This window comes from Microbacterium sp. P5_E9, from assembly GCF_054049175.1.
Genome location: NZ_JBFUMV010000021.1, coordinates 1 through 24,902, shown reverse-complemented (window position 1 = coordinate 24,902; position 24,902 = coordinate 1). Strand labels below are relative to the sequence as shown.

22 protein-coding genes are annotated in these 24,902 nt (G+C 66.0%); 6 read left to right on the top strand and 16 right to left on the bottom strand.

Annotation, left to right across the window (positions count from 1 at the left end):
- Positions 1 to 4: 4 nt before the first annotated feature.
- The 3 genes from ACXJ3V_RS18490 to ACXJ3V_RS18480 all read left to right on the top strand — a co-directional run bounded on the left by ACXJ3V_RS18490 (position 5) and on the right by ACXJ3V_RS18480 (position 4,196).
- Positions 5 to 1,435 (top strand): mechanosensitive ion channel domain-containing protein, encoded by a 1,431-nt coding sequence (locus ACXJ3V_RS18490; protein ID WP_457101817.1) that lies wholly within the window; start codon positions 5 to 7, stop codon positions 1,433 to 1,435.
- Between the two features lie 178 nt (positions 1,436 to 1,613).
- Positions 1,614 to 2,588 (top strand): tRNA pseudouridine synthase A, encoded by a 975-nt coding sequence (locus ACXJ3V_RS18485; protein ID WP_457101816.1) that lies wholly within the window; start codon positions 1,614 to 1,616, stop codon positions 2,586 to 2,588.
- Between the two features lie 225 nt (positions 2,589 to 2,813).
- Positions 2,814 to 4,196 carry a PqqD family peptide modification chaperone gene (locus ACXJ3V_RS18480; protein ID WP_457101815.1) on the top strand — a complete coding sequence of 461 codons (1,383 nt, stop codon included), beginning with the start codon at positions 2,814 to 2,816 and terminating at the stop codon, positions 4,194 to 4,196.
- A 443-nt stretch (positions 4,197 to 4,639) separates the two neighbouring features.
- On the opposite strand, the gene ACXJ3V_RS18475 is transcribed toward ACXJ3V_RS18480, so the two are convergent.
- Entirely contained in the window at positions 4,640 to 5,188 is a 549-nt protein-coding gene (locus tag ACXJ3V_RS18475; protein ID WP_457101814.1) for a hypothetical protein, read from the bottom strand.
- A 476-nt stretch (positions 5,189 to 5,664) separates the two neighbouring features.
- Between ACXJ3V_RS18475 and ACXJ3V_RS18470 the strand changes: the two genes are divergently transcribed.
- Positions 5,665 to 6,372: an endonuclease/exonuclease/phosphatase family protein gene (locus ACXJ3V_RS18470; RefSeq protein ID WP_457101813.1), complete on the top strand. Its 708-nt coding sequence runs from the start codon at positions 5,665 to 5,667 to the stop codon at positions 6,370 to 6,372.
- Between the two features lie 15 nt (positions 6,373 to 6,387).
- Positions 6,388 to 6,921 (top strand): hypothetical protein, encoded by a 534-nt coding sequence (locus tag ACXJ3V_RS18465; protein ID WP_457101812.1) that lies wholly within the window; start codon positions 6,388 to 6,390, stop codon positions 6,919 to 6,921.
- Here ACXJ3V_RS18465 and ACXJ3V_RS18460 read toward each other — a convergent pair.
- From ACXJ3V_RS18460 to ACXJ3V_RS18435, 6 genes are all read right to left on the bottom strand, one after another.
- Positions 6,918 to 7,526, bottom strand: a complete 609-nt coding sequence (locus ACXJ3V_RS18460) for a hypothetical protein (RefSeq protein WP_457101811.1) — start codon at positions 7,524 to 7,526, stop codon at positions 6,918 to 6,920. The genes ACXJ3V_RS18465 and ACXJ3V_RS18460 overlap by 4 nt on opposite strands.
- A 107-nt stretch (positions 7,527 to 7,633) precedes the next feature.
- The gene (gene lepB, locus ACXJ3V_RS18455; RefSeq protein WP_457101810.1) at positions 7,634 to 8,332 is read right to left on the bottom strand and encodes a signal peptidase I; all 699 of its coding nucleotides are present in this window, start codon (positions 8,330 to 8,332) and stop codon (positions 7,634 to 7,636) included.
- Positions 8,333 to 8,547: 215 nt separating this feature from the next.
- Positions 8,548 to 9,111 (bottom strand): LPXTG cell wall anchor domain-containing protein, encoded by a 564-nt coding sequence (locus ACXJ3V_RS18450; RefSeq protein WP_457101809.1) that lies wholly within the window; start codon positions 9,109 to 9,111, stop codon positions 8,548 to 8,550.
- 202 nt (positions 9,112 to 9,313) lie between these two features.
- Positions 9,314 to 11,098, bottom strand: a complete 1,785-nt coding sequence (locus ACXJ3V_RS18445; protein ID WP_457101808.1) for a DUF4012 domain-containing protein — start codon at positions 11,096 to 11,098, stop codon at positions 9,314 to 9,316.
- A gap of 30 nt (positions 11,099 to 11,128) precedes the next feature.
- Positions 11,129 to 12,544: a polysaccharide biosynthesis tyrosine autokinase gene (locus ACXJ3V_RS18440; RefSeq protein ID WP_457101807.1), complete on the bottom strand. Its 1,416-nt coding sequence runs from the start codon at positions 12,542 to 12,544 to the stop codon at positions 11,129 to 11,131.
- Positions 12,545 to 12,560: 16 nt separating this feature from the next.
- Positions 12,561 to 13,043, bottom strand: a complete 483-nt coding sequence (locus ACXJ3V_RS18435; protein WP_457101806.1) for a hypothetical protein — start codon at positions 13,041 to 13,043, stop codon at positions 12,561 to 12,563.
- Positions 13,044 to 13,324: 281 nt separating this feature from the next.
- On the opposite strand from ACXJ3V_RS18435, the gene ACXJ3V_RS18430 reads away from it, so the two are divergent.
- Positions 13,325 to 13,924, top strand: coding sequence for a VanZ family protein (locus ACXJ3V_RS18430; RefSeq protein ID WP_457101805.1), 600 nt, complete (start codon positions 13,325 to 13,327; stop codon positions 13,922 to 13,924).
- A gap of 40 nt (positions 13,925 to 13,964) precedes the next feature.
- Here ACXJ3V_RS18430 and ACXJ3V_RS18425 read toward each other — a convergent pair whose 3' ends face one another.
- The 9 genes from ACXJ3V_RS18425 to ACXJ3V_RS18385 all read right to left on the bottom strand — a co-directional run bounded on the left by ACXJ3V_RS18425 (position 13,965) and on the right by ACXJ3V_RS18385 (position 24,066).
- Complete coding sequence (locus ACXJ3V_RS18425; protein WP_457101804.1) at positions 13,965 to 14,879, bottom strand: nucleotidyltransferase family protein; 915 nt, start codon at positions 14,877 to 14,879, stop codon at positions 13,965 to 13,967.
- Positions 14,880 to 14,926: 47 nt separating this feature from the next.
- Positions 14,927 to 16,237 (bottom strand): UDP-glucose dehydrogenase family protein, encoded by a 1,311-nt coding sequence (locus ACXJ3V_RS18420; RefSeq protein WP_457101803.1) that lies wholly within the window; start codon positions 16,235 to 16,237, stop codon positions 14,927 to 14,929.
- Between the two features lie 130 nt (positions 16,238 to 16,367).
- Positions 16,368 to 17,777, bottom strand: a complete 1,410-nt coding sequence (locus tag ACXJ3V_RS18415; protein ID WP_457101802.1) for a sugar nucleotide-binding protein — start codon at positions 17,775 to 17,777, stop codon at positions 16,368 to 16,370.
- A gap of 2 nt (positions 17,778 to 17,779) precedes the next feature.
- Positions 17,780 to 18,778: a dTDP-glucose 4,6-dehydratase gene (rfbB, locus tag ACXJ3V_RS18410; RefSeq protein WP_457101801.1), complete on the bottom strand. Its 999-nt coding sequence runs from the start codon at positions 18,776 to 18,778 to the stop codon at positions 17,780 to 17,782.
- Positions 18,778 to 19,647 carry a glucose-1-phosphate thymidylyltransferase RfbA gene (gene rfbA, locus ACXJ3V_RS18405; RefSeq protein WP_457101800.1) on the bottom strand — a complete coding sequence of 290 codons (870 nt, stop codon included), beginning with the start codon at positions 19,645 to 19,647 and terminating at the stop codon, positions 18,778 to 18,780. The genes rfbB and rfbA overlap by 1 nt, the downstream gene beginning before the upstream one ends.
- A gap of 108 nt (positions 19,648 to 19,755) precedes the next feature.
- Positions 19,756 to 20,868 carry a glycosyltransferase family 4 protein gene (locus ACXJ3V_RS18400; protein WP_457101799.1) on the bottom strand — a complete coding sequence of 371 codons (1,113 nt, stop codon included), beginning with the start codon at positions 20,866 to 20,868 and terminating at the stop codon, positions 19,756 to 19,758.
- Positions 20,865 to 22,022 carry a glycosyltransferase gene (locus ACXJ3V_RS18395; RefSeq protein WP_457101798.1) on the bottom strand — a complete coding sequence of 386 codons (1,158 nt, stop codon included), beginning with the start codon at positions 22,020 to 22,022 and terminating at the stop codon, positions 20,865 to 20,867. Before ACXJ3V_RS18395 ends, ACXJ3V_RS18400 begins: the two co-directional genes overlap by 4 nt.
- 8 nt (positions 22,023 to 22,030) lie before the next feature.
- Positions 22,031 to 23,206, bottom strand: a complete 1,176-nt coding sequence (locus ACXJ3V_RS18390) for a polysaccharide pyruvyl transferase family protein (RefSeq protein WP_457101797.1) — start codon at positions 23,204 to 23,206, stop codon at positions 22,031 to 22,033.
- Complete coding sequence (locus tag ACXJ3V_RS18385; RefSeq protein WP_457101796.1) at positions 23,203 to 24,066, bottom strand: hypothetical protein; 864 nt, start codon at positions 24,064 to 24,066, stop codon at positions 23,203 to 23,205. Before ACXJ3V_RS18385 ends, ACXJ3V_RS18390 begins: the two co-directional genes overlap by 4 nt.
- Between the last annotated feature and the right edge of the window lie 836 nt (positions 24,067 to 24,902).

The window sequence follows — 24,902 nt, the reverse complement described above, 5'->3', positions numbered from 1 at the left end:
TCCGATGGGAGACATCACCGCGCAGCCGTGGTTCTGGCCCGCCGTCATCGTCTCGGTCGGCCTGCCGCTGGTGCTCATCGGGCTGACCGAGCTCACGAACGCGCTGGCCCGCCGCGGCAGCCGCTCGGCGCCGATCGTCGCGATGGTGCGCAACTACCTGGTGCCGGTCGCCGGGATCCTGGTGCTCATCTCGCAGCCCGACGCGTGGGAGGGGTCGGGCACCTGGCCGCGGGTCGTCTGGACGATCTTCGGCCTGCTCGTGATCGTCATCACGATCAACGCGATCAACCACCTCGTCTTCCACCGGGCCGAGAAGGGGTCGTGGCGCGACCGGTTCCCGACGATCTTCAGTGATCTGATCCGGTTCGTGTTCATCATCGTCGGCATCGCGCTGGTGTTCTACTGGGTCTGGGATGCCGATGTCGCCGGCGTCTTCGCGGCGCTGGGGATCACCTCGATCGTCGTCGGACTCGCGCTGCAGAACGCGGTCGGCTCGATCGTGTCCGGTCTGTTCCTGATCTTCGAGGCGCCGTTCCAGCTCGGCGACTGGATCGACTCGGGCGGCACCCGCGGGCAGATCATCGAGGTCAACTGGCGCGCGGTGCACCTCGACACCGGCAACGGGATCGTGATCATGCCGACGGCGGAGCTCGCCGACGGGTCGTTCGTCAACCTGTCGCGCTCGCTCGACCCCTTCGCTGCCCAGGCGGAGGTGTCGTTCTCGACCGACGATGCCCCGGTGCGGGTGCGCTCCCTCATGATCGAGGTCGCGCGCGACATCCCGCTCGTCGCCGAGAACCGCGAGCCGACCGTCACGACGGTCGGCAATGCGACCTATCGGGTGATGATTCCGCTGACCTCGCCGGGCGACGAGCAGGCCGTGCTCGACGCGTTCACGACCCGCCTCTGGTACGCCGCGCGCCGCGCCGACCTGCACCTCGATGGGGATGCGACGGACGAGTGGAACTCCGCGGAGCGGCTCGACGCCGCACTGCACCAGATCTCGCCCTCACTCAGTCTGAGACCGGAGGATGCCGCGGCCCTCGCCACGACCGCGCGCCTCGAGCGCTACTGCGCGGGCGAGGTGATCCTGCGGCCGGGCGTCGTGCCGCACGCGACGCGGTTCATCCTCGCCGGACGCGTGATGCTCGGCGTGCCGACCGACTCGGGGTTCGTGCAGATCACCGAGCTGCGCCGCAACGACGCGGTCGGCCTCACGGCGCTCACCCGCGGCGCGACCATTTCGCGGGCGATCGCGCTCACCGAGGTCGAGGTGGTGTGGATCCCGGTCGAGGTGCTCGACGAGATCGTGCGCTCGCACCCGGTGCTGGCGCGCGAGATCGTGCGCGAGAACGAGAACCGCGTGCGCCTGGCCCGTTCCGCGCTGCAGGCGGTCGGCGAGACGCTCGACCTCAGCCGGAGGGTCTTCGGCTGATCCTTGGGTCGCTGGTCTGGCCGCGCGCCGGAGCGATCTCGAGCCGTGACGTTGTTCGCGAGCCGTGACGCTGCCGACGGTTGCGGTCGTATCGGCTCGACGGGAGCGTATCGGCTCGACGGGGAAGTGTGGCGGCTCCGCCAGGGACGGACGGATGCCGCGGCCCTAGGCTGGGGCGGTGCGCATCCGCCTCGACATCGCCTACGACGGCACGCACTTCCGCGGCTGGGCCCGGCAGCCCGGGCTCCGCACGGTGCAGGGGACTCTCGAGGACGGGCTTGCGCGGATCCTCGGCGGCGAACCCCGGCTGGTCGTCGCGGGACGCACCGACGCGGGGGTCCATGCGACCGGCCAGGTCGCCCACCTCGACCTCGACGAACCGCAGCAGCAGCGACTCGCGGCGCGGCAGCAGCAGCGGGCCGCGGCATCCGGATCCTCCCCGACGTCGGAGCAGCAGCGGGCGGCGGCGTCCGACTCTCCCGCCAGCGACCCAGCGACTGGCCCCGCTTCCGGCGCGGCCACCGACCCCGCTTCGGGCGCGGCCACCGGCCACGCGAGCGGCGCGCCCCGCCTCGCGTCGCGCATGCGGGGTGTGGTGGGGGCGTACTCCGACGTCGCGGTGACCCGCACCGCCGTCGCGCCGGAGGGGTTCGACGCGCGCTTCTCGGCCGTGTGGCGCCGCTACGAATACCGCGTCGCCGACCAGATCGCGGGCTACGATCCGCTCGAGCGGCACCGCACGACGACCGTGCGCGCGCAGCTGAACGCCGAAGCGATGGATGCCGCGGCCCGCTCCCTCATCGGACTCCACGACTTCGCCGCCTACTGCAAGCCGCGCGACGAGGCGACGACGATCCGGACGCTGCTCGAGTTCGACTGGCACCGCGCGCCGGACGGGGTGCTGGTCGCGAACGTAAAGGCCGACGCCTTCTGCCACTCGATGGTGCGCGCCCTCGTCGGCGCGTGCGTCGCGGTCGGCGAGGGCCGCCTGGATGTGGAGGATGTCGCGGACATCCGCGACACCGGCGACCGGGTGCCCGAGGTCAAGGTGCTCGCAGCGCGCGGGCTCACGCTGACCGCCGTCGGCTACCCCGCCGATGAGCTGCTCGCCGATCGTGCCGAGCAGACCCGCGCGCGCCGCGACCGCGAGTAGCGGCATCCGGCGTCGTCCCACGCCCTCGCCGCGCGGGCCCCGAGCCGTCGAGAAACCACACGCCCGCTGAAACACCACGCACGGCATGATGTCTCGGCCGGGATGTGATGTCTCAGCCGAAATGTGACTTCTCAGGGCGGACGGATGCCGCGGCGCGGCCGCGCCCGGGCCCTCGCTCCCACCCCCCGTCACAGCCCGGCAACGCCCTCCCCGTAAACTTCGGATGTGCCCCCAAGACTCCTGGTCGACGCCGTCGGCTCCTGCATCGAGATCGACCTGAGCCCACTCGACGACGGCGATGCCGACGCGGTGCGCACGGCGTGGGCCGATGCCCTGGCGCCGGACGACGCCGACCCGGTCGCCGTCGTCACCCCGCTGACAGCCACTCGGGAGCAGATGCTCTCGCACCTCTCGCAGGACGTCACCCTCGCCGGCATCGAGGCCGCCCGCGGGCGCGCGTGGATGCTGCACGCGGCGGGCATCGCGATGCCCGACGGCAAGGTCGTGGTGCTGGTCGGTCCGTCCGGGCGCGGCAAGACGACCGCGTCGCGCGTGCTCGGGCAGACGTACGGCTACGTCTCCGACGAGACGATCGCGATCGACGCGGACGGCCGGGTCTGGCCCTACCGCAAGCCGCTCTCCGTCATCGAAGACCCGGCCGCGCCGAAGACGCAGGTCCCGCCCTCGGCGCTGAACCTCAAGCCGCTCCCCGACGCGGAGCTGCAGGTCGCCGCGATCGTGGTGCTGGATCGTGACGAGAACCATCCCGAGGAGCCGATTGTCGAGGCATCCGATATCGGGGATGCGCTCAGCGACCTGGTCACGCAGACGAGCTTCCTGCCCGAGCAGCATGCCGCGCTGAGGTTCATCGCCGCGCTCGCGGCGGCGACCGGGGGCATCCGCACAGTGAAGTACCGCGAGGCGGCGACGCTGGTCGCGTTGATCCCGCAGCTGGTCGCCCAGCCGGCCGGGGACTTCGTGCTGCCGGAGCTTCCGCAGCACGCCGCGCCGCCGGCTGAGCCCGACCACGTCGGTCCGCGCTTCTCGCGCACGCCCGTCGCCGACGAGATCGCGCTCGAGCACCCCGATCGCGTGGCGATCCTCACCGTCGACAGCGGCCGCCACGGGCACGTCACCGTCCTGGGCGGCATCGCGCCGGCGGTCTGGCGCGTCGCCGAGGACGCCACGCTGACTCAGTTCCAGGATGCCGCGACCGCCGCCTACGGCCAGCCTCAGGGCTTCGACGCCCAGGCTGCCGTGCTCGTCGCCGTCGGACAGCTCCTCGACGCGGGACTGCTGACTTCGGATGAGCCGCTGCTCGCGCGGCGCGAGGACGTCGCGTGGGTGGACAGTGAGGATCGGATCGTCGCGCTTCCGCTCAGCCCGGCGCCGGACGGCACGATCGCTCGGCCTGCCGCGCTCGCCGGCTCGGCCGCGCTGATCTGGGAGTGGCTCGAAGACCCGATCACGCTCACCCAGCTGACCGCCCGTGCCGCCGAGGCCGCCGGCGCGGTCGAGGGCGGCAACTCGTCGGCAGTCGCCGACGACGTGGAGGCGTTCGTCGCCCAGCTGGTCGAGTCGCAGCTGATCGCCGCCCGGCCGGTGTAGTCGCGGGGCCGGGGCCTGTCGCGGGGTGCTCCTGGGACACGCTCGATTGCGGAGGCGGATGCCTCTCCTCAAACGTCATTGAACTTCGCGCTCACACGACCGGCCGGTATGGGCTGGCGCGCGAGGCGTGATGTCTCAGTCCGAAAATGGTTTCTCGGCCGCGGGGTGGCGGGTTGGCGATCGCTCGAGTCGGCGAGAAACCACATGGCGGCTGAGACACCGTGCGGGGCGTGGTGTCTCAGCGCCGAAGTGGTGTTTCAGTCGGGAACTGGTTCCTCGGGCGCGGGGTGGCGGTTCGTGAGGGCTCGAGTCGGCGAGAAACCACATGGCGGCCGAGACACCGTGCGGGGCGTGGGGTTTCAGCCGGGAAGTGGTTTCTCGGGGCGGAGGTGGTGTCTCGGGCACGCGGGACGGATGCCGGAGACCGCCCGCGCCAACCCCGCCTAGTTCTTCCGGCCCTGCGCGTAGGGGATCTGGTGGCCGGGCTTGATGAAGACGGTGAGGGGAAGGCCTGTCCACTCGGGGTCGGCAGGGTTCGTCTTCAGGGGAGTCGCGGTGAGGGTGTCTCGGCTGTTGTTGGCCTTGAGTAGTCCGGCGAATCCGGTGATATCGGTCGACCCGGGCTGCACGATCTGCGTGAAGGTTCCCCCGATCCCGGCGGGGATGGGGTCGCCGTTCTCGTCGACGAAGAAGCACTTGTTGGGGATGGTGAGCTCGATGGTGACCGTCAGCGCCGCGGTGTAGTGGTTGAACACCGTCACGGTGATGTCCCATGGAACCGGCGGCTTGGCGCGGAATACGGTTCCCCTGCCGGTCGCCGTGATCGCGGTCACCTCGACCCGAGCGTCCGCGGGCGGGGTCACCGACGCGACGGCCGCGGGCGCTGCCAGCGCCGCGACAACCACGGGCGCCCCCCACGCGGCGGCACGCATCACCTGCCGGCGGGTCAGTCTCGACGCACCGCCGCGGGAGGTCTCTGAGGCCTCGGGCATGAACGCGCTCCTATCGTCCGCGGGCGCGTCGTCGGGCCGGATGTCGGCCCGCGCACCCCCAACATCAGGCGCGTGCCGAATGCCGACGATAGCAGGCCCGTGTTACGCCGCGGTGTCGCGGCGACCCGATACGTTCCCGACGAGCCGCCACGCCCGCCACCGTCGGCCACGTCACGGCTCGACACAAGCGTCCCGGCTCGTGACGCACCCACTCCTCCGTCGAGAAACCAGAGTCCGGCTGAGACATCAGGCAGGGCGCGATGTCTCAGTCCGCAAGTGGTTTCTCAATCCGAAAGTGGTTTCTCGGGGGTGGGGAACGGCGTGGCCGCGCCACCGGCAGGGCAACGGATGCCGCGGCCCAACGCACCACCCCTCTACCAGTGTTCTGTGTGTCACGCACCCGATACCCCGCGGTCACGCTTCCGCCGTAGGCTGGCGTCGGCCATTAGCGTGGCACGCGACACAAAGGAGTCGGCATGAGGGTGATCTCGTACAACCTTCGCAAGCATCGCGCCGCCCGCGAGCTCGCACAGCTGGTCGAGACCCATGGTGCGGATGCCCTGTGCCTGCAAGAGGCCGACACCTCCGACATCCCGGAATCCATCGGCGGTTTGCGACTCGCCCACTCGACCCAGCGCAATCGCCTGGGCCTCGCCGTGTACTACCGCGAGAACACGTTCCGCGTCGTCGACGTGAAGGCGCTCGGCCTCAAGAAGTCGCTGCACGACCGCATGCTCAAGCCCGCCGAGGAGCGGATCCTGGGCGTGCGCCTGCACGACATCGACGAGAACCGCGACATCATCGTCGCGTCCTTCCATGCCGCGCCGCTCACCGCGCTCAACTCGCTGCGCCGCCACCAGATCCGCACCGCGCTCAGCGAGCTCGAACTGCTCGGCCGACACCTGCCGACCCTGATGGTCGGCGACTACAACTATCCGGTGTTCAAGGAGAACCTCGGCCAGAAGGTGCGCGAGCAGGGCTACGAGCTCAGCATGAGCGACGCGCACACCTACACGGCCTACCGCTTCTTCCGCGGGCACTACGACTTCGCGACGTCGGTCGGCTTCACCATCGACAAGGTCAAGACCCTCCCGCAGGGACTGAGCGACCACCTGCCGATCCTCATCACCGCGCAGGCGACGACGGATGCCGCGCCCGCCGCCGCGGAGCAGACCAGCGCCTGATCGGTGAGAGGTGCAATGCGCCGGTTCCGGGTGGTCGCCCTCACGATGCTCGCGGCGCTCTGGCTCTTCGTGCTGATCGGCCTGCCGCTGTACGTCTTTCCCACTGTGGATGACGTGCCGAAGAGCGAGGCGGTGATGGTGCTCGGACCGCCGTCGGATGCGCGCCTCGCGCTCGCCGAGCGCCTGCGCGACGAGGGTCTCGCCGAGCGCATTGTGATCTCGGTGCAGCCGGAGCGCGGCCAGACGGCCGACGACATCGCACTCTGCCAGGAGCCGGGCGTCACCTGCGAGGTCGCCGACCCGTTCACCACGCGCGGCGAGGTGCTGATGATGACCGAGCAGGCGAGCCCGTCGGTGATCGTCGTGACGTCCACGACGCATGTGGCGCGCACGCGGTATCTGTTCGACAAGTGCTATCCGGGACACTTCGTGGTCGTCGCGGCTGAGCAGCCCGCCACGATCGCGCAGTGGGGCTATCAGTACGTGTACCAGTCGCTTGCGTTCGTGAAGGCGGTGTTCCAGCCCTGCGCGGGTGAGCCGCTCGGTTAGGGAGTGACGGGCCCGCGGTCCACGAACTCGCGCCCGTTGCCCGCCTGCGCTGCGGGCTTCACGTTCGGCTCACTCGGGGCCGACGCGATCACCAACCACTTGCTGCCCGCAGGCGGGCCGTTCGGGTGGGCCTCGGCCAGGGGGACTGTCGCCTCGAGAAGCGCGGTGTAGCCGATGGGCACGAGCGTTCCCGTCCACAGGAAGCTGTACTGAATCCATGGCACGCGGTGCCGGTCGAGGATCGTGGTGCCGACCTGAGACACCGTCCATCCTGGCGCGCCGAGCACAATCGCGGGCTTGCCGCCGACAAGATATGTGCCGTTGGCATTGTTGATCTGCACCATCAGCAGGATGGAAGTGATCGTCCCCGTCCCGCCGTGCTTGAACCCGACTGTCGTGTTCGCCGTCAGCCCCACCACGCCGCCGGGGCCGTAGGCCCAGTAGTAGCTGACATTCGTGAAATCGAGCTTTCCGGTCGTGGTCCCGCTGGCGGCTGCTGCCGGTGCGGCGGTGGAGAGAACGATGACCGGTGCAGCCCACGCGCCGGCTTTGAGCAGCGTGCGCCGGTCGATGGTCTTCTTCGGGTGCTGGATGTCGCTGCTCACGTCGTCCTCCTGAAATCGCCGATAGGGACAGGGGAGGAACGTCGCTCGACTGTCCGTCGTGCGATCACCCATTGACCACATTGTGGCGGATGCTGATTACGCTCCGGTTACAGCACGGTCCAGCGGGTGAGGGGCCAGAAGAGCAGCACGGCCTTGCCGACCACGGTGTCGTCTTTCGCCCAGCGCCAGCAGTCCGGCGCGGGGGCGTCGCCGCGGCAGTAGACCGCGGAGTCCGCGGAGTTGGCGCGATTGTCGCCGAGCATCAACAGCGAGCCGGCCGGGACTTCGACGGGGTCGAAGCACCGCGACGATCGCGGGGTGGTCGTGCAGTCCAGCGTGCCGGGCTCGAAGGGCAGGTCGTTCGTGACGTAGGGCTCGTCACGGGGTTCGCCGTCGATGACGAGCTGCCCGGCATCCGTGCAGCACTCGACGGTCTGACCGGGCGTGCCCAAGACGCGCTTGATGAGGGTGTGGGCGCTCGTGGGCCCGAACCCGGTGACTTCGCCGATCCAGCGCAGCACGTCTTTGATGGGGTTGGCGGGCGACGGCTCGATGTTCCAGGTGGCGTCGGCGTCGAACACGACGATGTCGCCGACGCTCGGCTCGGCGCCGAGGTAGGCGAGACGGTTGACGAGCACACGGTCGCCGGGCTCGAGGGTGGCCTCCATCGACCCGGACGGCACCCAGAAGGGCTTCGCGACGAAGCTCAGGACGAGTCCCGTGATGACGAGCGCGGCGACGAGCTGAAACCAGCCGCTCCCCGTGATGCGACGCCACAGCGGGCGGGGAGCGGTCTCGTCGGGCACGCTCTCACGCTACCCGAGCGTGCGAGCCCGGTCCGCCGCCGTTCGCCCCACCGGTCGTTGAGCGAGCGAAGCGAGACGAAACGTCCGTACGCCCCCCGCAGAACCCACCGGTCGTTGAGCGAGCGAAGCGAGACGAAACGTCGTCCACCCCCCACACAACTGAAGGGAGCCCCCGGCCTACCGGCCAGGAGCTCCCTTCATGCTGTTGCTGCGGATCAGATGCCGGCAGACTGCTTGCGGTTGCGGCGAACCGTGGTCGCGACGGCAAGGGAGCCACCGACCAGGATGAGCGCGCCGCCGCCGACCCAGAGGCCGAGGAGCGAGCTGCTGTCGATGCCGGTCGAGGGCAGGGTTCCGCCGCCGCTGCCGGAGCCGGTCGTGGTGACCGTCACCGAAGCGGTGCCACCAGCGGATCCCTCAGAGGATGCCGTGATGTTGTACACACCGGAGGCGTTGCTCGGGAAGGTGACCGAAAGACCCGCGAGAGCGCCGGTGGAGGTGGCCGTCGCGGAACCGCTCGAGGTGGTGGCGAACTTCACGAAGCCGATGTCAGCGCTGGTCGCGCCTTCGATCGTGATCGTGATGGTCTCGCCTGGAGCGAACGTCTCGTCGTCGCACGAGAACGTGGTGGTCGCGCCGGGGGCGAGAGTCGTCGGCGAGGCACTGCAGGCGAGTGCGTCCGGGTAGATGGTTGCTGCTGAGGCTGCGGTGGGCAGCGCGATGGCCGAGGCCGCAACGAGAGCTGCGACCGCGATGGATTTACGGATCGAGTGCTTCATGGTGGTCGTTCGCTTTCGTGCAAGGCCGTTTAGGCGCCGAGTGGTGCAAGGAGGGGGAGGAACGGTGTTGCGGATGGAACGTGGTGCGCGAGAGCTGTGGTTCGGATGGAACGGAAGTGCCCTGGTGCGGTCATGCAAAAGGCATCGTGTCCGGATCTTCAGATCCGAAGCGACGGTGCCCTTGACCTGAGCATAGGGATACTCACAGGCAAGGGGCAACTTCGCGCGTTACGTCTGCGTTAACTGTCGGCGTCGCCCATGCAACGAGGTTCGCACCGCTCGGCGACGTAGTCCGGGCGACGATCGTCGCCGTCGCCGACTCACCCGGAGCGAGCGTCGTCTCATAGCTCAGCACCTGGCGCCCGTCGTGCGGGCCGCCGCCGAAGCCCGTGCCGCCGGTGAGCTGCGCGTCGACGAGCTCGAACCCCTTGGGGAGGTACAGATACCCCACAGTGCGGATGCTCCCTGGGGGGACTCCCCACCAGCCGGCCGCGGTGAGATAGTCGGGAAGATTCGCCGCATCGGCGGGGGCGTTGTTCGTGAGTGTGACGCTGAGCGTTGCGTCACCACTGGCCAGGCCGGCGCTGTTGAGCGTGCACGAATCCCACGCCACCGAGGTCTCGACCGATTGATAGAAATCCATCTTCGCGCCGGTGCCGTCGTTCAGAAAGACGCCAAATGATGACGTCGTGGCATCGGTGACGGGCAGCCCGCCTGCGAGCGTCGTGGCGGCGAGCACCTGCTGGTCCTCGGGGTGCGCGCTCCACAGGAGCAGGCGCCGTTCGTCTCCGGCCTTCGCCAGTGCGGTGAGGAGGGCGCCCGGATTCGCGCGGCCATCGGTCAGCGCGGTGAAGATCGATGTGGTCGCGTCGGCGAAGAACCGATCCTGCTGTTTCGTATCGGTGTAGCGCAGATACACCTCGTTCAGCAGGAGCTGCACGGCGTTCTCAGATGTCACGGTGTCGCCGCTCGGCAGGGTTACCGGGCCGGTCGCGGCCAGAATGTACGCGAGTGCCACGGGGTCTGTGGCAATCACCCCGTCGACCTGCACTCCGTGCTTTCGCGCCCAGTGCTCGCGAGCGAGCGCGGCCGTGACGGAGAAGTCCGGGACCTGGGTGACATTCTGCATCCACTGCCCGGGTCGCTGGCCATAGATGGCCGTGATCTCGCCACCGAGCGGCAGCACCGACGCGTCGGCCTTTGCGAAGTCGTTTCCGGCATCCGTCGCCACGAGCTGCATCGATCCGCCGTCCGTGTGGATCAAGACCATCGCACCGGCGATCCCGCCGAGCGACCGCGATTCCGCGTTGTTCTGGAACAGCACCAGGTAATTGCGCGGGCCATCGGCGCCCAGCATCGCCGGCAGCAGGACGGATGCACGGGCCAGGGCATCCGTCGCCGCTTCGGCCTGGTCGAGGGTCTTACTAACCTCGGCGACGACGTCACGCAGCGGGGCGACGAGCGCGGCCTCGTTGATCTTCGTGACCGAGTCGGCAGCACCGGTGATCCCCTCGGATGCAGAGGCCGCGGCATCCTGCACCGCAATGAAGCCCGACAGCTCGATGCGGCCGTCCTGCGGCTTCATGGCGGCGGGGGTGAGGGTGGAAGCGACCTGCGACAGCGGGGTGAGGGCTTTGCCGGCGACGTCGTCGGCGGCGGCCGCCAGTGTCGAGACGGCGGCGAGCTGCGGACCGAGCCAGGGGACCAGCTCGGCGGACTGCCACACCGCGTCGCTCGTGAGTGCTCGTGCGGCGGTGGTCTCGTCAGCGATCGTGGCGATCGTGTCGGAGACGGTCGCGGGGTCGCTGATCTGCTCGACCACGCTCTGGGCTTCGGCGCGGGCGGTGAGGAGATGGTCGGCGGCGAGGGCACCGCGCACCCCGATCCAGGCGAGGGCCAGGATCGCGAGCACCATCCCGCCCGCGAGGGCCGCCACGACGACGGTGCCGGCGATGCGGGCGGGGCGGGGGAGGGGGCTCGGGTTCATGTGAATCGTGATCGGTGGCAACCGGTGTGGTCAGCGCGTCGAAGCGGGGGATGCCTTCTGCGGTTCGGGTGCACGCGCGGTGTACTCGCCCTGGTACTGGTAGCCGTAGTAGGCGCTGCCGCCGCGGCGGGGCACCTTGTTGAGCACGACTCCGAGCGCGCGAGCACTGACCTTCTCGAGGTTGAGCAGCGCCTTGTTCATCATGTCGTAGGTGGTCTTGCCGGCCGACACCACGAGGATCGCGCCGTCGGCGCTCGTCGCGAGGATCGCCGCGTCGGTGACCGGCAGCAGCGGAGGGCTGTCGATGATCACGTAGGCGTGCTTCGACAGGTTGGCGATCAGCTCGCGCATGCGCTGCGAGCCCACAACTTCGCTCGGGTTCGGCGGGATCTTGCCGGCCGTGATGACCAGCAGCTTTCCCGTCGTGCCTATCGTGTGCATCACATCGGTGATCTCGGCGCGATCGGTGAGCAGGTCGGTCAGTCCGCCGCCAGCCGGAAGGCCGAAGAGTTCGGCGACCATGGGGCGGCGCAGGTCGGCGTCGATCAGCACGACGTTCTCGCCGGCCGCGGCGAGGCTCATGGCGAGATTGGCGGCGATGGTGGACTTGCCGTCGCCGGGGATCGGGCTCGTCACGACGATCGCGCGCGGGGGCTTGTCGATGTCGACGAACCGGAGGTTGGTCCGCAGCTCGCGGGTGGCCTCGGCCACAGGGGTCGCAGAGTCCTGCCGCCCGCTGAAGGTGAGCACCTTGCGCTCGCTGATGAGGTCTTTCGACTCGGGCAGGGTGCCGATGACCGAGACGCCGGTCTCGCGTTCGATATCGCGCGGATGCCGCACCCGCTGGTCGAGCACGTGCCGGAGGACGGCATAGCCGATGCCGAGTGCCAGGCCGATGAGGGCGCCGAGGATCAGGTTGAGGCGAGTGTTCGGCGACGACGGGGCGGTGGGCAGGCGCGCGGAGTCGCCGGCCACGAGGGTGACCGCTCCGGTGCCTCCGGCCCCGTTGTCTTCGAGTTCGTCGATCTCGTTCTGCATCCCGCGCACCCACGACTCCGCGAGATCACGCGCCTCAGCCGGCGACGAGGCATCCGCCGACACCCGGATGATGACCGTGTCGATCGGATTCGTGACGCCGACCCGCCCGACCAGGGCCTCGGGCGTGGTCTCGAGGCCCAGGTCGTCGATCACGTACTCGGCGACCGACCGCCAGCCGCCGATGTCGATGTACGACTTGACCACGCTCTGCGCGAGCTGATTTCCGACGAGGCGCGAGCCGGCGTCGCCGCTAGCGCTGGTGGCATTCACATAACCGCTCGTCGAGGCTGTGTAGACGCGCGCTTGCATGGCGCTCCAGCCCCAGGCCGCACCGATCCCCAGCAGCGTGAACAGCAGGATGCCGAGCCAGTGCGCCCGAAGGATCCTCAGGTAGTCACGCAGTTCCATCTACTACTCCGGGCTATCAGGCGACAGTGAAGGTGCCACTGTCCCGGGAGACTGCCTGCCCCCCGCTGGGCGTGAACGTCACCCGGAATTTATACGTCCCGGCAGTCAGAGGCTTGGTGTTGAAGTCGCCGAAGCCGACGAACACGGTGGTGCCCTGGGAAATCGCGCCGGTGTTTATGCTGCCACTCCCGCCGTTCCACGCTCCCTTGGTGACGACCGTCCCGTCCTCGGCGAGGAGGGTGATTGTGATGGTTCCGCTCGGCGTGAGAGGTCCCGAGTTTGTAATGGACACCGAGATGCCCGTGATCTTCTTTTCTGCGGTGACCTGCGTCTGGTTGTAGCCGGAGACTGCGACGATGTTTCCAGAAGCTGACGCTGCGGGTGTCGCGATCGTGATCGCGATCGCAGGCGCTGCCCAGGCGCCGGCCTTCACGAGCTGGCGACGGCTGAGGCCCGGCTTGCGGTCGGCGCCGTTGAGGTCAGATGTAGCTTCGTACATGAGTTTTCCCCCAGGGAATTCGGCTGCGCCACCCGTTAGAGGACAGGGGCGCGTGAAGAATGGAGCGTGTGCGGAGCAAGAGAACAGCGACGCAGGAGATGCGTCGCTGACAGTTCCAACGTAACAGTTGTGTTGCGTCATCTTCACCGCGGGGGGTGAGGATTTACCTGGCTGTAACTCAGCGCCCGATGGCGCCGTCGCGCAATGCTCCGGCGCGCCTCTCGGTTATGCTCGCCTGAAACGCGCGGCATCGTCGCGGCGCCCGACAACGGGAGGCCAGTGTGGATCCGCTCGCACCCGACCAGCAGGCGGATGCCGCTCGTCCGGGCGGCGACGTTCCGCCGAGACCGCCCCTTCCACCCTCGATGCCTGCGTCGGGCGGCGCCATTCACCCAGTTGCACATCGAGATCCTCTCGATGCTGCCCGCGATGAGCTCGGCATCCTGCCGAGACCGTCGCCCGCGCCCCGCGCAAAGGGCCGCACCAGGCAGGTCGCCCGCACAGCCCTCATCGTCTACGCCGCCGTCCTCGCCCTGATCGGGCTCTGGCCGTCGCGCGTCGACGACCCGGCCGGATCGTTCCTACGCGGGCTAACCCATGTGATTCCGTGGGCGACCTACGCGCGGATCGAATTCGGGGCGAACATCCTGCTGTTTGCACCATTCGGGGTGTTGCTCGCGCTTATCCTGACGCAGCGCTACCTGATCCTGCCGATCGCGTTGGTCACCACTGTCGCCATTGAGTCGCTTCAGGCCCTGGTGCTTGCGCGACGCGTTCCGAGTGTCATGGACATCGTCGCGAACCTCACCGGCGCGTGCATCGGACTGCTGATCGTCGTGTTCCTGGAGTGGTCGCGGCAGCGCCGACTCGACGACACCTGATCATCGACGCGGGTATGCGACTGCAACGACCTGCTTCGTATCACCTTCTGCGGGTCAGGGCATGAAGTGCGGTCGGCAGCCCTCGGAGGCCCGCGGGGATGCGCTCGAGGCGCGCCCGAGTTCGCCCTCGTACGGTGTCGGGCATGTTCGGGTGCGCAATGATGAGGTCTCGACGCGTCGGCCACGCGGACTGAAGAAGGACGCTCGCTTTTCTCGGCCAGGGTGTTCGTCGCAGCAGCACCAACCAGAAATAGGCCCCGCGCGAATCAGCATCGACTCGCGCTCGCCAGGCGCGAAGCTCCTCGGACTCCATCACCGGCGGGATGGAGTCTGGGCGGATCCCCAGTCGCTGAAGCACGTCGGTGAGGGTGCCGAGAGCTCCGGCGTCATCCGCAATCTTCACGATCTCCGCCAACTCACGATCGGTGAACGGCGTCGCGAGAAGTCCCTCCAGTTCATCGCGGTACCTGGGCTGAGAGAGGCCGTCGCGAAGGCAATGAAGTGCGAGCAGGATCGCACTGCCGGCCCGGCTCGGCACTTCCACGGGCTGACCCGCGAACCGTATCTGCGTGCGACTGCTCCATAGCGTTTCGAACGCCTGCGCTTCATCTGTGAGAAGGCCCGGATAGCAGCGGTGCACGTCGATGTCACAGGGCCAGTCGTCTGCGGTGAAGCTCACGGAGTGAGGGCTCCAAACGGCTCCGACAAGTGTCTGCTCGCGAGGGGTCCACCCCGCCCGTTCGATCGCCGCGCACAGTTCTGTGAAATCGCCCGGGTCGACGAGCACATCGACATCGCTCGATAGGCGCCGTTTTCTCAAACCCTGGCGGTTTAAGGCGTCCCCCTTGATCACGAGAAGGCGGATGTCGCGAATTCGGGCTATGTCGGCAACCCAGGCGGTGGCCAGCTCGACCGCTTCTACGAGCCGGAGTTCGACCGCGTCAGCATCTGCCATGTCCTCATACCCCCTCAGTCACGCTACAGGGGTGAGCGATACCCGATTCATGGTCGCCCCATCCCGTAGTACGTCCAGCCCGCCCGGCGCCACGCGGCGGCATCAAGGCAGTTGCGCCCGTCGACGACGATGCGTCCAGTCGTCAGCGATGCTGCGTAGACCGGGTCGAGTTCACGTCGGTACTCGTCCCACTCGGTGACGACGATCACCGCGTCCGCTCCGCGCAGCGCTTCGTCCCGTTCTTCGACGTAGGTGAGTTGAGGGCGAACCCGTGAGGCATTCGCGATGGCGGCTGGGTCGGTCACCGTGACTACCGCACCCAGACCGTGCAGTCGCACAGCCACGTCGAGTGCGGGTGAGTCGCGGACGTCGTCGCTGTGCGGCTTGAACGCGGCGCCCAGAACCGTGATGCGCTTCTGAACGACGTCTCCGTCGAGGGCCTCGACCACCAGTTGCGCGGCGCGATCCCGGCGACGGAGGTTGATCGCGTCGACTTCGCGAAGGAAAGCAACCGACTCTCCTCGCCCGAGCTCCTCGGCGCGGGCGGAGAAGGCGCGAATGTCCTTCGGCAGGCATCCGCCTCCGAAGCCGATGCCGGCGCCAAGAAAGCGGCGGCCAATGCGTCCGTCGTGGCCGATCGCATCGGCGAGCACAGTCACATCAGCACCGGTCACCTCGGCGATCTCGGCCATCGCGTTGATGAAGGAGATCTTCGTGGCGAGGAACGCGTTGGCCGCCACCTTGACGAGCTCCGCAGTCGCATAGTCGGTGACGATGAGGGGCGTCTGCTTCGCGATCGCTGGGTGGTAGACGCGTCGCAGGATGTCGGCGGCCCGATCGCCCTCGTCGCCACCTGGCACGCCGGCGACAAGCCGATCGGGATCGACCGTGTCTCGCACAGCCCACCCTTCCCGCAGGAACTCGGGGTTCCATACCAGGGTTGCGCCCGTGTTACTCACCCGCTCGGCCAGGCCAGCAGCAGTGCCTACCGGCACGGTTGACTTTCCGGCGACGATGTCACCCGCCCGTAGGAACGGCATCAGGCCATCGATCGCGGCGTTGACGTAGGTGAGGTCGGCGGCGCATCCGTCCTTCTGCTGGGGAGTGCCGACAACGACGAAGTGCACGTCTGCGCCGTGGACCTCGGCCATGTCGGTCGTGAACCGCAGTCGCCCCGACGCGATCCCTTCGGTGAGGATCTCGGGCAAGCCGGGTTCGAAGAACGGCGCCTCCCCTCKAGTGAGCATCGCGATCTTGCGCTCGTCGAGGTCGACGCCGACGACATCGTGGCCGATCGAAGCCATCGCGGCAGCATGAACGGCTCCCAGGTATCCGCAACCGATGACGGAGAGACGCATATGACTCCTCGCACCTAGAGCGGGATGACTTGGTCGGTAGCCAGGTGGGACGGCACCTCAATTACCAGCAGAGAGCTCCGTTTCGCATTGAAGTATTAGCCAGCTTCGCTGGTATCGAAGATCGGGTGTATCACTGTCGAAGGTAGGAAAGGAGCGACTTCTCCACGTCCTCGACCTTGAAGCCGGAGGCCTCGATCTTGCCGAGGTCGAGCAGGCTGTTGTGCGGGCGCGGCGCTACCGCCGCGGTCGCCGATGCGAAGTACTCCGCGGTCGTGACGCCGGTCACTCTTTCCGGGTCGTGGCCGGTGAGTTCGAACACGCGTCGTGCGATGTCCGCCCACGTGGTCGGCTGCCCGGCGCCCGTGAGGTTGTAGGTCCCGTAGGCAGGTCGCGTCTCGATCAGGTGACGAATGCCGCGGGCGAGGTCGGTGGTGAACGTGAGGCGCCCCGTCTGGTCGTCGACCACCCGGGGATCGATGCCGCGTTCGGCCAGCGACGCCATCGTCCGGACGAAGTTGCGCCCCTCGCCGATGACCCACGAGGTGCGGATCACGTAGTGGCGCGGCGCGGTCGCGGCAGCGGCGTCGCCGGAGGCCTTGGTCTGCCCGTACACGCCGAGCGGGCAGAGCGCGTCGGTCTCCCGGTAGGCGCGTTCGAGCGCTCCATCGAAGACGTAATCGCTCGAGATGTGAACGAGGGTGATCCCGTTCGCGGTCGCGATGGCTGCGAGGGCTGCGACCGCGCTGGCGTTCGCAGCCCAGGCATCCCGGCGGCCGTCCGGTGTCTCGGCGGTGTCGACGGCCGTGTACGCGGAGGCGTTGATGATCGTGTCGTAGTCGCGCCAGCGGCGAGCCGAAGCCAGCGACGGACCGGTGATGTCGAGGTCGGCACGAGTGGCGTACTCGAGGTGCGATGCCAGGCCGAACTCTGCCCGCAGAGCGAGTCCGAGCTGCCCGTTCGCCCCGACGACGAGGGTCTTGCGGGACGGGACCGGGATGACTTCGCTCAGTCGCGGATGAGCGAGATCCTTGGGGGAGATCTCGACGTCTGACAGAGGGATGGGCCACTGGATCGCTGTGGTCTCATCACCGAGGTTTAGGAAGGAGTACGCGGCGTCGGGCGACCAATGGTCGTTGACGAGGTAGGTGTACGCCGTGTCGGGTTCGAGGGTCTGATACGAATTGCCGACGCCGCGCGGAACGAAGATGGCGCGCGATGGGTTGAGTTCGGTGGTGTAGACGGCTCCGAAGGTTGGCCCTTCACGAAGGTCCACCCAGGCGCCGAAGATGCGCCCGGTGGCGACCGACACCCACTTGTCCCACGGTTCAGCGTGGATCCCGCGGGTCGTCCCGGCCTGGTCATTGAACGAGATGTTGTTCTGCACCGGACCGAAGTCGGGCAACCCTAAGGCGAGCATCTTCTCGCGCTGCCAGTTCTCCTTGAACCAGCCGCGGCTGTCGCCGTGCACCGGCAGATCGAAGACCACCAGCCCAGGAATGGGTGTTTCCGCGCGCGCCAAAGCCTTGCCGAACTCCGTCACGGCTACTGGCCCTTCGTGGCGTAGAACGCTTCAACGCCGTCTTTCGAGGGTGCCCACCACGACTCGTTGTCCTGGTACCACTGAATGGTCGCCGCGAGCCCGGCTTCAAAGTCTCCATAGGTCGGGGCCCATCCGAGCTCGGAGCGAAGTTTGGTGGAGTCGATGGCGTAGCGCATGTCATGCCCCGCGCGGTCGGTGACGTGGTCGTACGCATCCGCGGGCTGGCCCATGAGCGTGAGGATCAGCTCGACGACGTCTTTGTTGTTCTTCTCGCCGTCGGCGCCGATCAGGTAGGTCTCACCGATCTTGCCCTTGTCGAGGATGGTGAGCACGGCGGAGGAGTGGTCGTCGGCGTGGATCCAATCGCGCACGTTCTCGCCGGCGCCATAAAGCTTCGGGCGGATGCCGCGCACCACGTTCGTGATCTGACGTGGGATGAACTTCTCGACGTGCTGGTACGGGCCGTAATTGTTCGAGCAGTTGCTGATGGTCGCCCGCACGCCGAAGGAGCGCACCCACGCCCGCACCAGCAGATCCGACCCTGCCTTGGTGGACGAATACGGCGACGAGGGGTTATACGGCGTGTTCTCGGTGAACCGGGCAGGGTCGTCGAGTTCGAGGTCGCCATACACCTCGTCGGTGGAGATGTGATGCAAGCGGCGGTCATGCTTGCGTGCCGCTTCGAGCAGTGTGTAGGTGCCGACGATGTTGGTTTCGAGGAACGGACGCGGGTCGTGCAGCGAGTTGTCATTGTGCGATTCCGCGGCGTAATGCACGACCGCATCCACGTTGCCGAACAGCTCGTCGACGAGGGGTGCGTCGGTGATGTCTCCCTGCACGAACGTGAGCCGGTCTGGGGGGAGCCCGAGCAGCGAAGCCACATTCCCCGCATAAGTGAGCGCATCGAGCACCGTGACGTGGTGATCGGTGTGCTCGATGACGTGGTGCACAAAATTCGAGCCGATGAACCCGGCGCCGCCGGTGACCAAGAGCTTGCCCATCAGATGCCCCTCTCCAGTGTGTCGAGCAGGTACTTTCCGTACCCCGATTTCACGAGCTTCTCCGCCCGAACGCGCAGCTCGTCATCCGTGAGGAAGCCCTGCCGCCAGCCGATCTCTTCGGGAGCGCCGATCCGCAATCCCGTGCGTCGCTCGATCGTGCGCACGTAATCGCCGGCGTCTGTCATCTGATCGAAGGTCCCGGTATCGAGCCACGCGGTGCCACGGGGGAGCACCTCGACCTGTAGCTTCCCGCGAGCCAGGTACGCCCGGTTGACGTCCGTGATCTCGTACTCCCCGCGGGGGCTCGGAGCCAGGCTGCGGGCGATGTCGACCACATCGTTGTCGTAGAAGTACAGGCCGGGAACCGCGTAGTTGCTCTTCGGCACCTCCGGCTTCTCTTCGAGTGAGATCGCGCGCCCGGCATCGTCGAACTCGACGACGCCGTAGGCGGATGGCTCGGCGACCCAGTACGCGAAGATCGCCCCGCCGTCCACATCGGCGTAGCGCTTCAGCTGCGTCCCCAACCCGGGGCCATAGAGCAGGTTGTCGCCGAGCACGAGCGCGACCTTCTCGTCGCCGATGAAGTCGGCGCCGATCGTAAACGCCTGAGCGAGCCCATCCGGCGACGGCTGCCGCGCAAAGGTCAGGTTCACTCCGAACTGTGATCCATCACCAAGCAGTCGCTCGAACTGCTCCGCGTCGTGGGGGGTCGTGATGATCAAAATGTCTCGGATGCCTGCGAGCATCAGCGTCGACAGCGGGTAGTAGACCATCGGCTTGTCGTACACCGGGACCAACTGCTTCGAGATGCCGAGGGTGATGGGGTGGAGGCGGGTGCCGGAACCGCCGGCGAGGATAATTCCCTTCACTTGCTTGTCCTTTCGAGTCGCGGTCCGGGGTGCGGTCGTCTGCCGCGAGCGAGCGGAAGAGACGCAATTGGTTGGATTACATCGCAGTCGTAGCGGTGCTGTTGTTGATCAGTCAGCCCGAGATGCCGCGCGTGCCGTCGATTCATTCGCAAGCCCAAGGGTCTGCCGATACCAGGCCTCGTAGCGCGCGGCGACTTCGCCCCAATCCCTGATTGGGGGCAAGCTGCCCGTACGCGACGGGCCGCTAGCCGTCGCTGAAAGGTTAAGTAGGGCGCGTTCAAGTACGTCCGACGAATCGGGGTCTGCGTAAACAGCGCGATCGCCACCAATCTCGCGGTGCGCCGCAATGTCGGATAGTACGAGCGGGACCCCGAGAGCTAACGCTTCGAGGACTGCCATTGGCTGRGCCTCCAGCTTGGACATCGAAATGTAGGCGGACGCATCACGTACGACGGCCAGTGCATCAGGACGGGGAAGTGAACCGACCCAGATGACGCGGGAGCTAGATCGAGCTCGCAAGCTGGCTTCGTAGTCGCCTGCGTAGGAACCGACTCCACTTCCAACCACCACTAGAGGTCCGAGGTGGCTCTCTACTTCGTCTGTGTACGCATCCAGGATACGTTCGACGTTCTTCTCGGGGGTTAACCGCGACATGCACACTACGTATCGCGCAGGTAGATCGAGTGGGGCCTTCTCCGGGAGCCCCGGAATAGAGATTCCGTTCTCGATTACTGCCACGTCTTGGTCGATTTCTCGGCCCAATTCCACCGCAGTTGACCTGGATACGGCCGAAACAGCCGCGGCTCGTTTAATCGCACTCCGAGAGACGGTACGGAAGATCGCGGCCGCCGCGCGTGGCCACTTCTTTCGTTCCCAGTCAATCCCGTGCGCCGTCACGACAGCCACACTACGGAAGCCGAAGAATGGTGCAAGCAGCAGGATGAAGGCCGGACCGACACCGTGTATGTGGACAACATCAAAGTCCGCGCGTCGCAGTTTCCACAGGTCATTTATCAACTGCGAGGCGGTGTGGGTGTACTTTCCGCGAACCGATCGTGAAAGTTCGATCTGAATTCCCGCCAGTTCTGCCCCGCTTTCACCGACAAAAACGGTGACCTCATGGCCCAGTTCGATAAGACCCAGCGCGAGGCCCTCAACAACCACCTCGAGCCCACCGTGCTGCGCCGGGATGCTTCGTGCTCCGAGTTGTGCAATCTTCACCGGATAACTCCTTCGTACGCCGCCCCAACGAGGTCTAGATGGGTATCCCAAGCAACGTTGGCGCGGAAGCGGTCCAGATCACCGAACGATTCGTCCAGCGACTTCAACCCAGCGACGATCGAGTCCTTGGTCACTTCGCTCACGAGCGACATCCGAGCACCGATCGAAGCCAACTCAGGCACGCCCCCGCGTGACGTTGCAACAATCGGGACACCGTCTACTGCTGCCTCGAGTGCCGACAACGGGGCGTTTTCGGGCCATTCGCTTGGAATGACTTGGGCCCTGCATGTGCGCCTCAACTCCGCCAATGCGTCGAATGAGACGTGGCCATGAAAGCGCACGTCGGCATCGCCCGCGAGCGCTTCGAGTTCGCTGCGGAGTGGTCCGTCTCCCGCTATCGAGAGCGGGACGCCAGCAGCAACACAGGCCTCGATGATCCTGGCGACCCCCTTCTCCCGGGAGAGTCGCCCAACGTAAAGCATTGGTCCGCCGCCAACCCAAGTCAATCCGGTCGCAGTTGCTGGATTGCGTATAACGCGAACGTTTGTGTCCGCGAGCCAACTGCTCCGGAGTGCTTCCGCCATGAATTCCGATGGTGCGAGTACTACATCGGGGGTAAGTCGCCGTGACCGAACAATTCCGGCTTCAGCTGCAACTAGAGCTGACCACGCGAGGTCCGAGTGATGGCAGCGTTTGATGAGAAGCTTCGGGGACAGGTGGCGCGCGCAGGCGAAGCAATCAGCTCCTTGAACCACGGCGACATATGCCGGACAGACAAGCTTGTAGTCGTGAGCAGTATTCACCACTGGAACCTTCATTGCGCGGGCGGTGGCAATGACCGAGGAGCTCAGTTGATGTGCATAGTTGTGAAGATGGATGACGTCTGGCCGAAAGCGGCTGGCGGCAGACTCAAGGGCTCGTTGCGACCGTGACGACCACAGTACTTCCCTTGCTGCAGTCAGTTTGCGCTTGCCTTGGGCGGCGTGAAAGTCGACGACATCATATGAAAAGCCCGCGATGCCGTCGATTCTTAATTCGTCCGCACGCGCACCAAATATCGCAACGTCATCGCCCGCAGCTACTTGCTTGGTTGCTAATTGGAGCATGTATTCCTCCGCGCCACCCTTGGAATACGCGAACTTGTTCATGTGCATTACGCGCATTAGATCATCACCGCCTCTTCCACGCACTGGCGCTGCGAAGAGCCCGCAAGTGTCAGTTGGTCCGTGGAATATGAATGAATTGCAGTTAGGTCTTCATTGCAGAGATCCTCAAGACCTGCCAAACCCATCACTCCTCGGTGTTTCGGTTCATAACCCAGAATGACGACAGGCGTCGCGGTTGTTGTGGCTGCCAGTGCGGCATGCAACCGCTCACAGATCGCATACTCGCTCTCGCGCATGGCGCGTCGAACGTCTTCGTACGTTCGGGCGGTGACAATCTTGACGACCAGATCAGGGCGCACATTGGAGACAAGAGATGCCAAGGATGCGCACGCACGGTCGTCCTCGCCGTCACCGAGCTTCGGGTCCCAGCGATGCATGGGAATCAGACGAACGGATGACCCCGTCGGCAACCCCGCCACTATCGGCTCGAGTAGTGTCCAGGAGTGCGGGGTTGAGCCGGAGTCGGAGTAGAACGAGGAACCGACCGGCGCGACAGCAACGCCCTCGCGAGCTTCCGTCGTCGGGATCAACTCACCCGCGTTGAGCCATGCAAGGTCTGGCACTAGGTCGGATGTCAGGTCCAGCGATCGCAACGTACGATGCGTTCGCTCTTCGCGACTCCGCCACCTCACACCGCGAGTGTTCTTTAGCGCCCGTTGTAGCACGCGTGACTCGGCCGAACTTACGGACAGCGGCATCGTTTCGACACTAACGCCAATTGCCGTTGCGAACCGAAAGCACCAGAGAGTAATGAGTGACTCGCGTAGATACTTGTCGCCGATATAGCCACCGCCGACACCCACCAAGAGATCCGCTTCCGCGATGGCAGTTAGCCAAGGCCTAACGACAAGGCGTTGCACACCCCTGACGAACCTTCGGCGCGATCCGATTGGGAGTTTTGGGACGATGAGAATGGACGCGATGGCGATCGTCTCCCGCCCGAGCCAGGCTATACGACCAATTGGTCCTCGTGTGCGCCACTCCTGGCGCGATAGCGGTTTGAAGATGTACTCGACCGGTTGCCCCTTTAATTCACCGAATGAGTCAGGATCCGTTGCGAGCACTACCGGCGACACGCTAAAGCGCTTCGCGACGGATCCGACCGTTAGGCGAACGAGTTCTCCGTCGCCGACGTTACTCGTGCTGTAGGCGTCTGAGACAACCACTCTCATGCGTTTACCATCCAACTCTTCCAGCCCATGGCGGCTTGAAATACGAAAACGCCTGATGAGATCGAACGGCGGCGAGCAGCAAATCGGAGTGAACGGCTCAGTACTGCAACTGGGGCGAAAGTACGGGCCGTCCAACTGCCGTAGTCGCGTATGAAACACACTTTCGCGCGAGCCTGACTTGCTGCGACGCTCATTGGATACTTGACGGACGTCGACGCGCCGACATGTCGCGATTCGTTGGGCAGGACACAGAGCTCGGTAGTGAGGCCTTCTGCGTTCCTACGAAGCACCCAGTCGGAGAACTCGAGCCAAAACATCTCGGCCCGTAAAGGCGTTCGCCGCAAGGCATGCGCATCAACGCTGATGATTGCGCCGGAGGGCGCGAAAGGCGGGCAATTCACCCTCTGCTCGGTTGAAGCGGGTTTGAGTATAAATGCTCGTCTGCGTTCTCCGAACAAGAGGTTCCGGATCTCTCTCGAACCAGTGGTGGAGGGCCGGACATTCTCCATGAATGCTCTGTCGGTGGTCGAAATGATTGTCGGTACGGTGACGACGTCGGTCGATGCTGCAAGGGCCACTAACGTTTCGACGTCCGCTTCGGCGTCAGGATTGACGAGGACGAGGCGTTCACAGTCCGGCGCAATTACCTCGACGATGTACTGAACGGTCGCTGCGAAACCGCGGCGAGATGGCGTGGTAAATCCTGGAATCATCCTCGGCTGAGGTGCCGACCCGCTTGAGTCATCGACCGTGATCACTCGCATTCGAGGATCGTTTTCACTCAGGGCGAGCGCAGTGGACAGGCACCGCTCGACATCCTCAGTTGTATGGCCGAAGGTAATACATGCGATGGCAATCATCGATTCACAAGTCTCTCTACTGTGTTGCGGAAGAGGTAGTCTCGGCGCACATGGTCGGTTGACCACTTCGTTGACTCGAATAGTGCGTCACTGTCGACGGCGAGTTCGAGACTGAAGGCGCTCTGATTGCCCAGCGGCATTTGAGCGACAAGTGGTTCGTGCGCGTAAATGACGAGCTGGGGTACGGCGCAGGCTGCGAAGTCAAAGAATTGAGGGTTGAGCCCTTCAACGAACTGCGGATGATGGATGTTCAGAACTGCGGCTCGCATCGATCGAAGGCGCCAAATTGTCTCCACCCTCCCTAATGGCGGGTGATTGGATGTATTTGGTATCGCTGGCCAGTCCCCGAATGTGACGAGTCGATGACTCATGGCAAGCCTCTCGGCCAAGGCGACACGTTCCGGGTAGGCGCTCCCTACCAGAGCAAAGCAGTCGTGCGCGTATGGAGTGGCAGTGAGAAGGTTCGGGTCGGTCACCGTACTTCCCCACGGTTCCACGGCTACCCGGGACGGTTGCACACCGATCGAGTCCGACCACGATTTGTCAGGCACAGCGAAAAGGTCAAACGAGTCCAAGACCGCGTCCGAAAGCGCGCGCGGACCGATCGGAAGGTCACCCAGCAATCCGACAAGTCTGGATGTGCGGGAACGAAGGTGGGAGACGGATCGTGCCGACAGTCGGTGGGGTGATGCAACCAGAACCCAATCGAGCTCCCTTGAACGCAAACGGCTGGAAATACGTCTGTCTGCAAGTGCCCCCGCCAGGGGTGTCCGGATCAGGTGGCGATCAAGTCTCCGCCTGAGATCCCACATGGGTACCGACGTTGACTGGGGAAC

What these genes read in the sequence shown, in the direction of transcription:
- ACXJ3V_RS18490 (WP_457101817.1), top strand. Translation starts at nt 5, where the DNA reads ATGGGAGACATCACCGCGCAGCCGTGGTTCTGGCCCGCCGTCATCGTC.
- ACXJ3V_RS18475 (WP_457101814.1), bottom strand. Translation starts at nt 5,188, where the DNA reads ATGCCCGAGGCCTCAGAGACCTCCCGCGGCGGTGCGTCGAGACTGACC.
- ACXJ3V_RS18470 (WP_457101813.1), top strand. Translation starts at nt 5,665, where the DNA reads ATGAGGGTGATCTCGTACAACCTTCGCAAGCATCGCGCCGCCCGCGAG.
- ACXJ3V_RS18465 (WP_457101812.1), top strand. Translation starts at nt 6,388, where the DNA reads ATGCGCCGGTTCCGGGTGGTCGCCCTCACGATGCTCGCGGCGCTCTGG.
- ACXJ3V_RS18450 (WP_457101809.1), bottom strand. Translation starts at nt 9,111, where the DNA reads ATGAAGCACTCGATCCGTAAATCCATCGCGGTCGCAGCTCTCGTTGCG.
- ACXJ3V_RS18445 (WP_457101808.1), bottom strand. Translation starts at nt 11,098, where the DNA reads ATGAACCCGAGCCCCCTCCCCCGCCCCGCCCGCATCGCCGGCACCGTC.
- ACXJ3V_RS18440 (WP_457101807.1), bottom strand. Translation starts at nt 12,544, where the DNA reads ATGGAACTGCGTGACTACCTGAGGATCCTTCGGGCGCACTGGCTCGGC.
- ACXJ3V_RS18435 (WP_457101806.1), bottom strand. Translation starts at nt 13,043, where the DNA reads ATGTACGAAGCTACATCTGACCTCAACGGCGCCGACCGCAAGCCGGGC.
- ACXJ3V_RS18425 (WP_457101804.1), bottom strand. Translation starts at nt 14,879, where the DNA reads ATGGCAGATGCTGACGCGGTCGAACTCCGGCTCGTAGAAGCGGTCGAG.
- rfbB (WP_457101801.1), bottom strand. Translation starts at nt 18,778, where the DNA reads ATGGGCAAGCTCTTGGTCACCGGCGGCGCCGGGTTCATCGGCTCGAAT.
- ACXJ3V_RS18395 (WP_457101798.1), bottom strand. Translation starts at nt 22,022, where the DNA reads ATGCACATGAACAAGTTCGCGTATTCCAAGGGTGGCGCGGAGGAATAC.
- ACXJ3V_RS18390 (WP_457101797.1), bottom strand. Translation starts at nt 23,206, where the DNA reads ATGAGAGTGGTTGTCTCAGACGCCTACAGCACGAGTAACGTCGGCGAC.
- ACXJ3V_RS18385 (WP_457101796.1), bottom strand. Translation starts at nt 24,066, where the DNA reads ATGATTGCCATCGCATGTATTACCTTCGGCCATACAACTGAGGATGTC.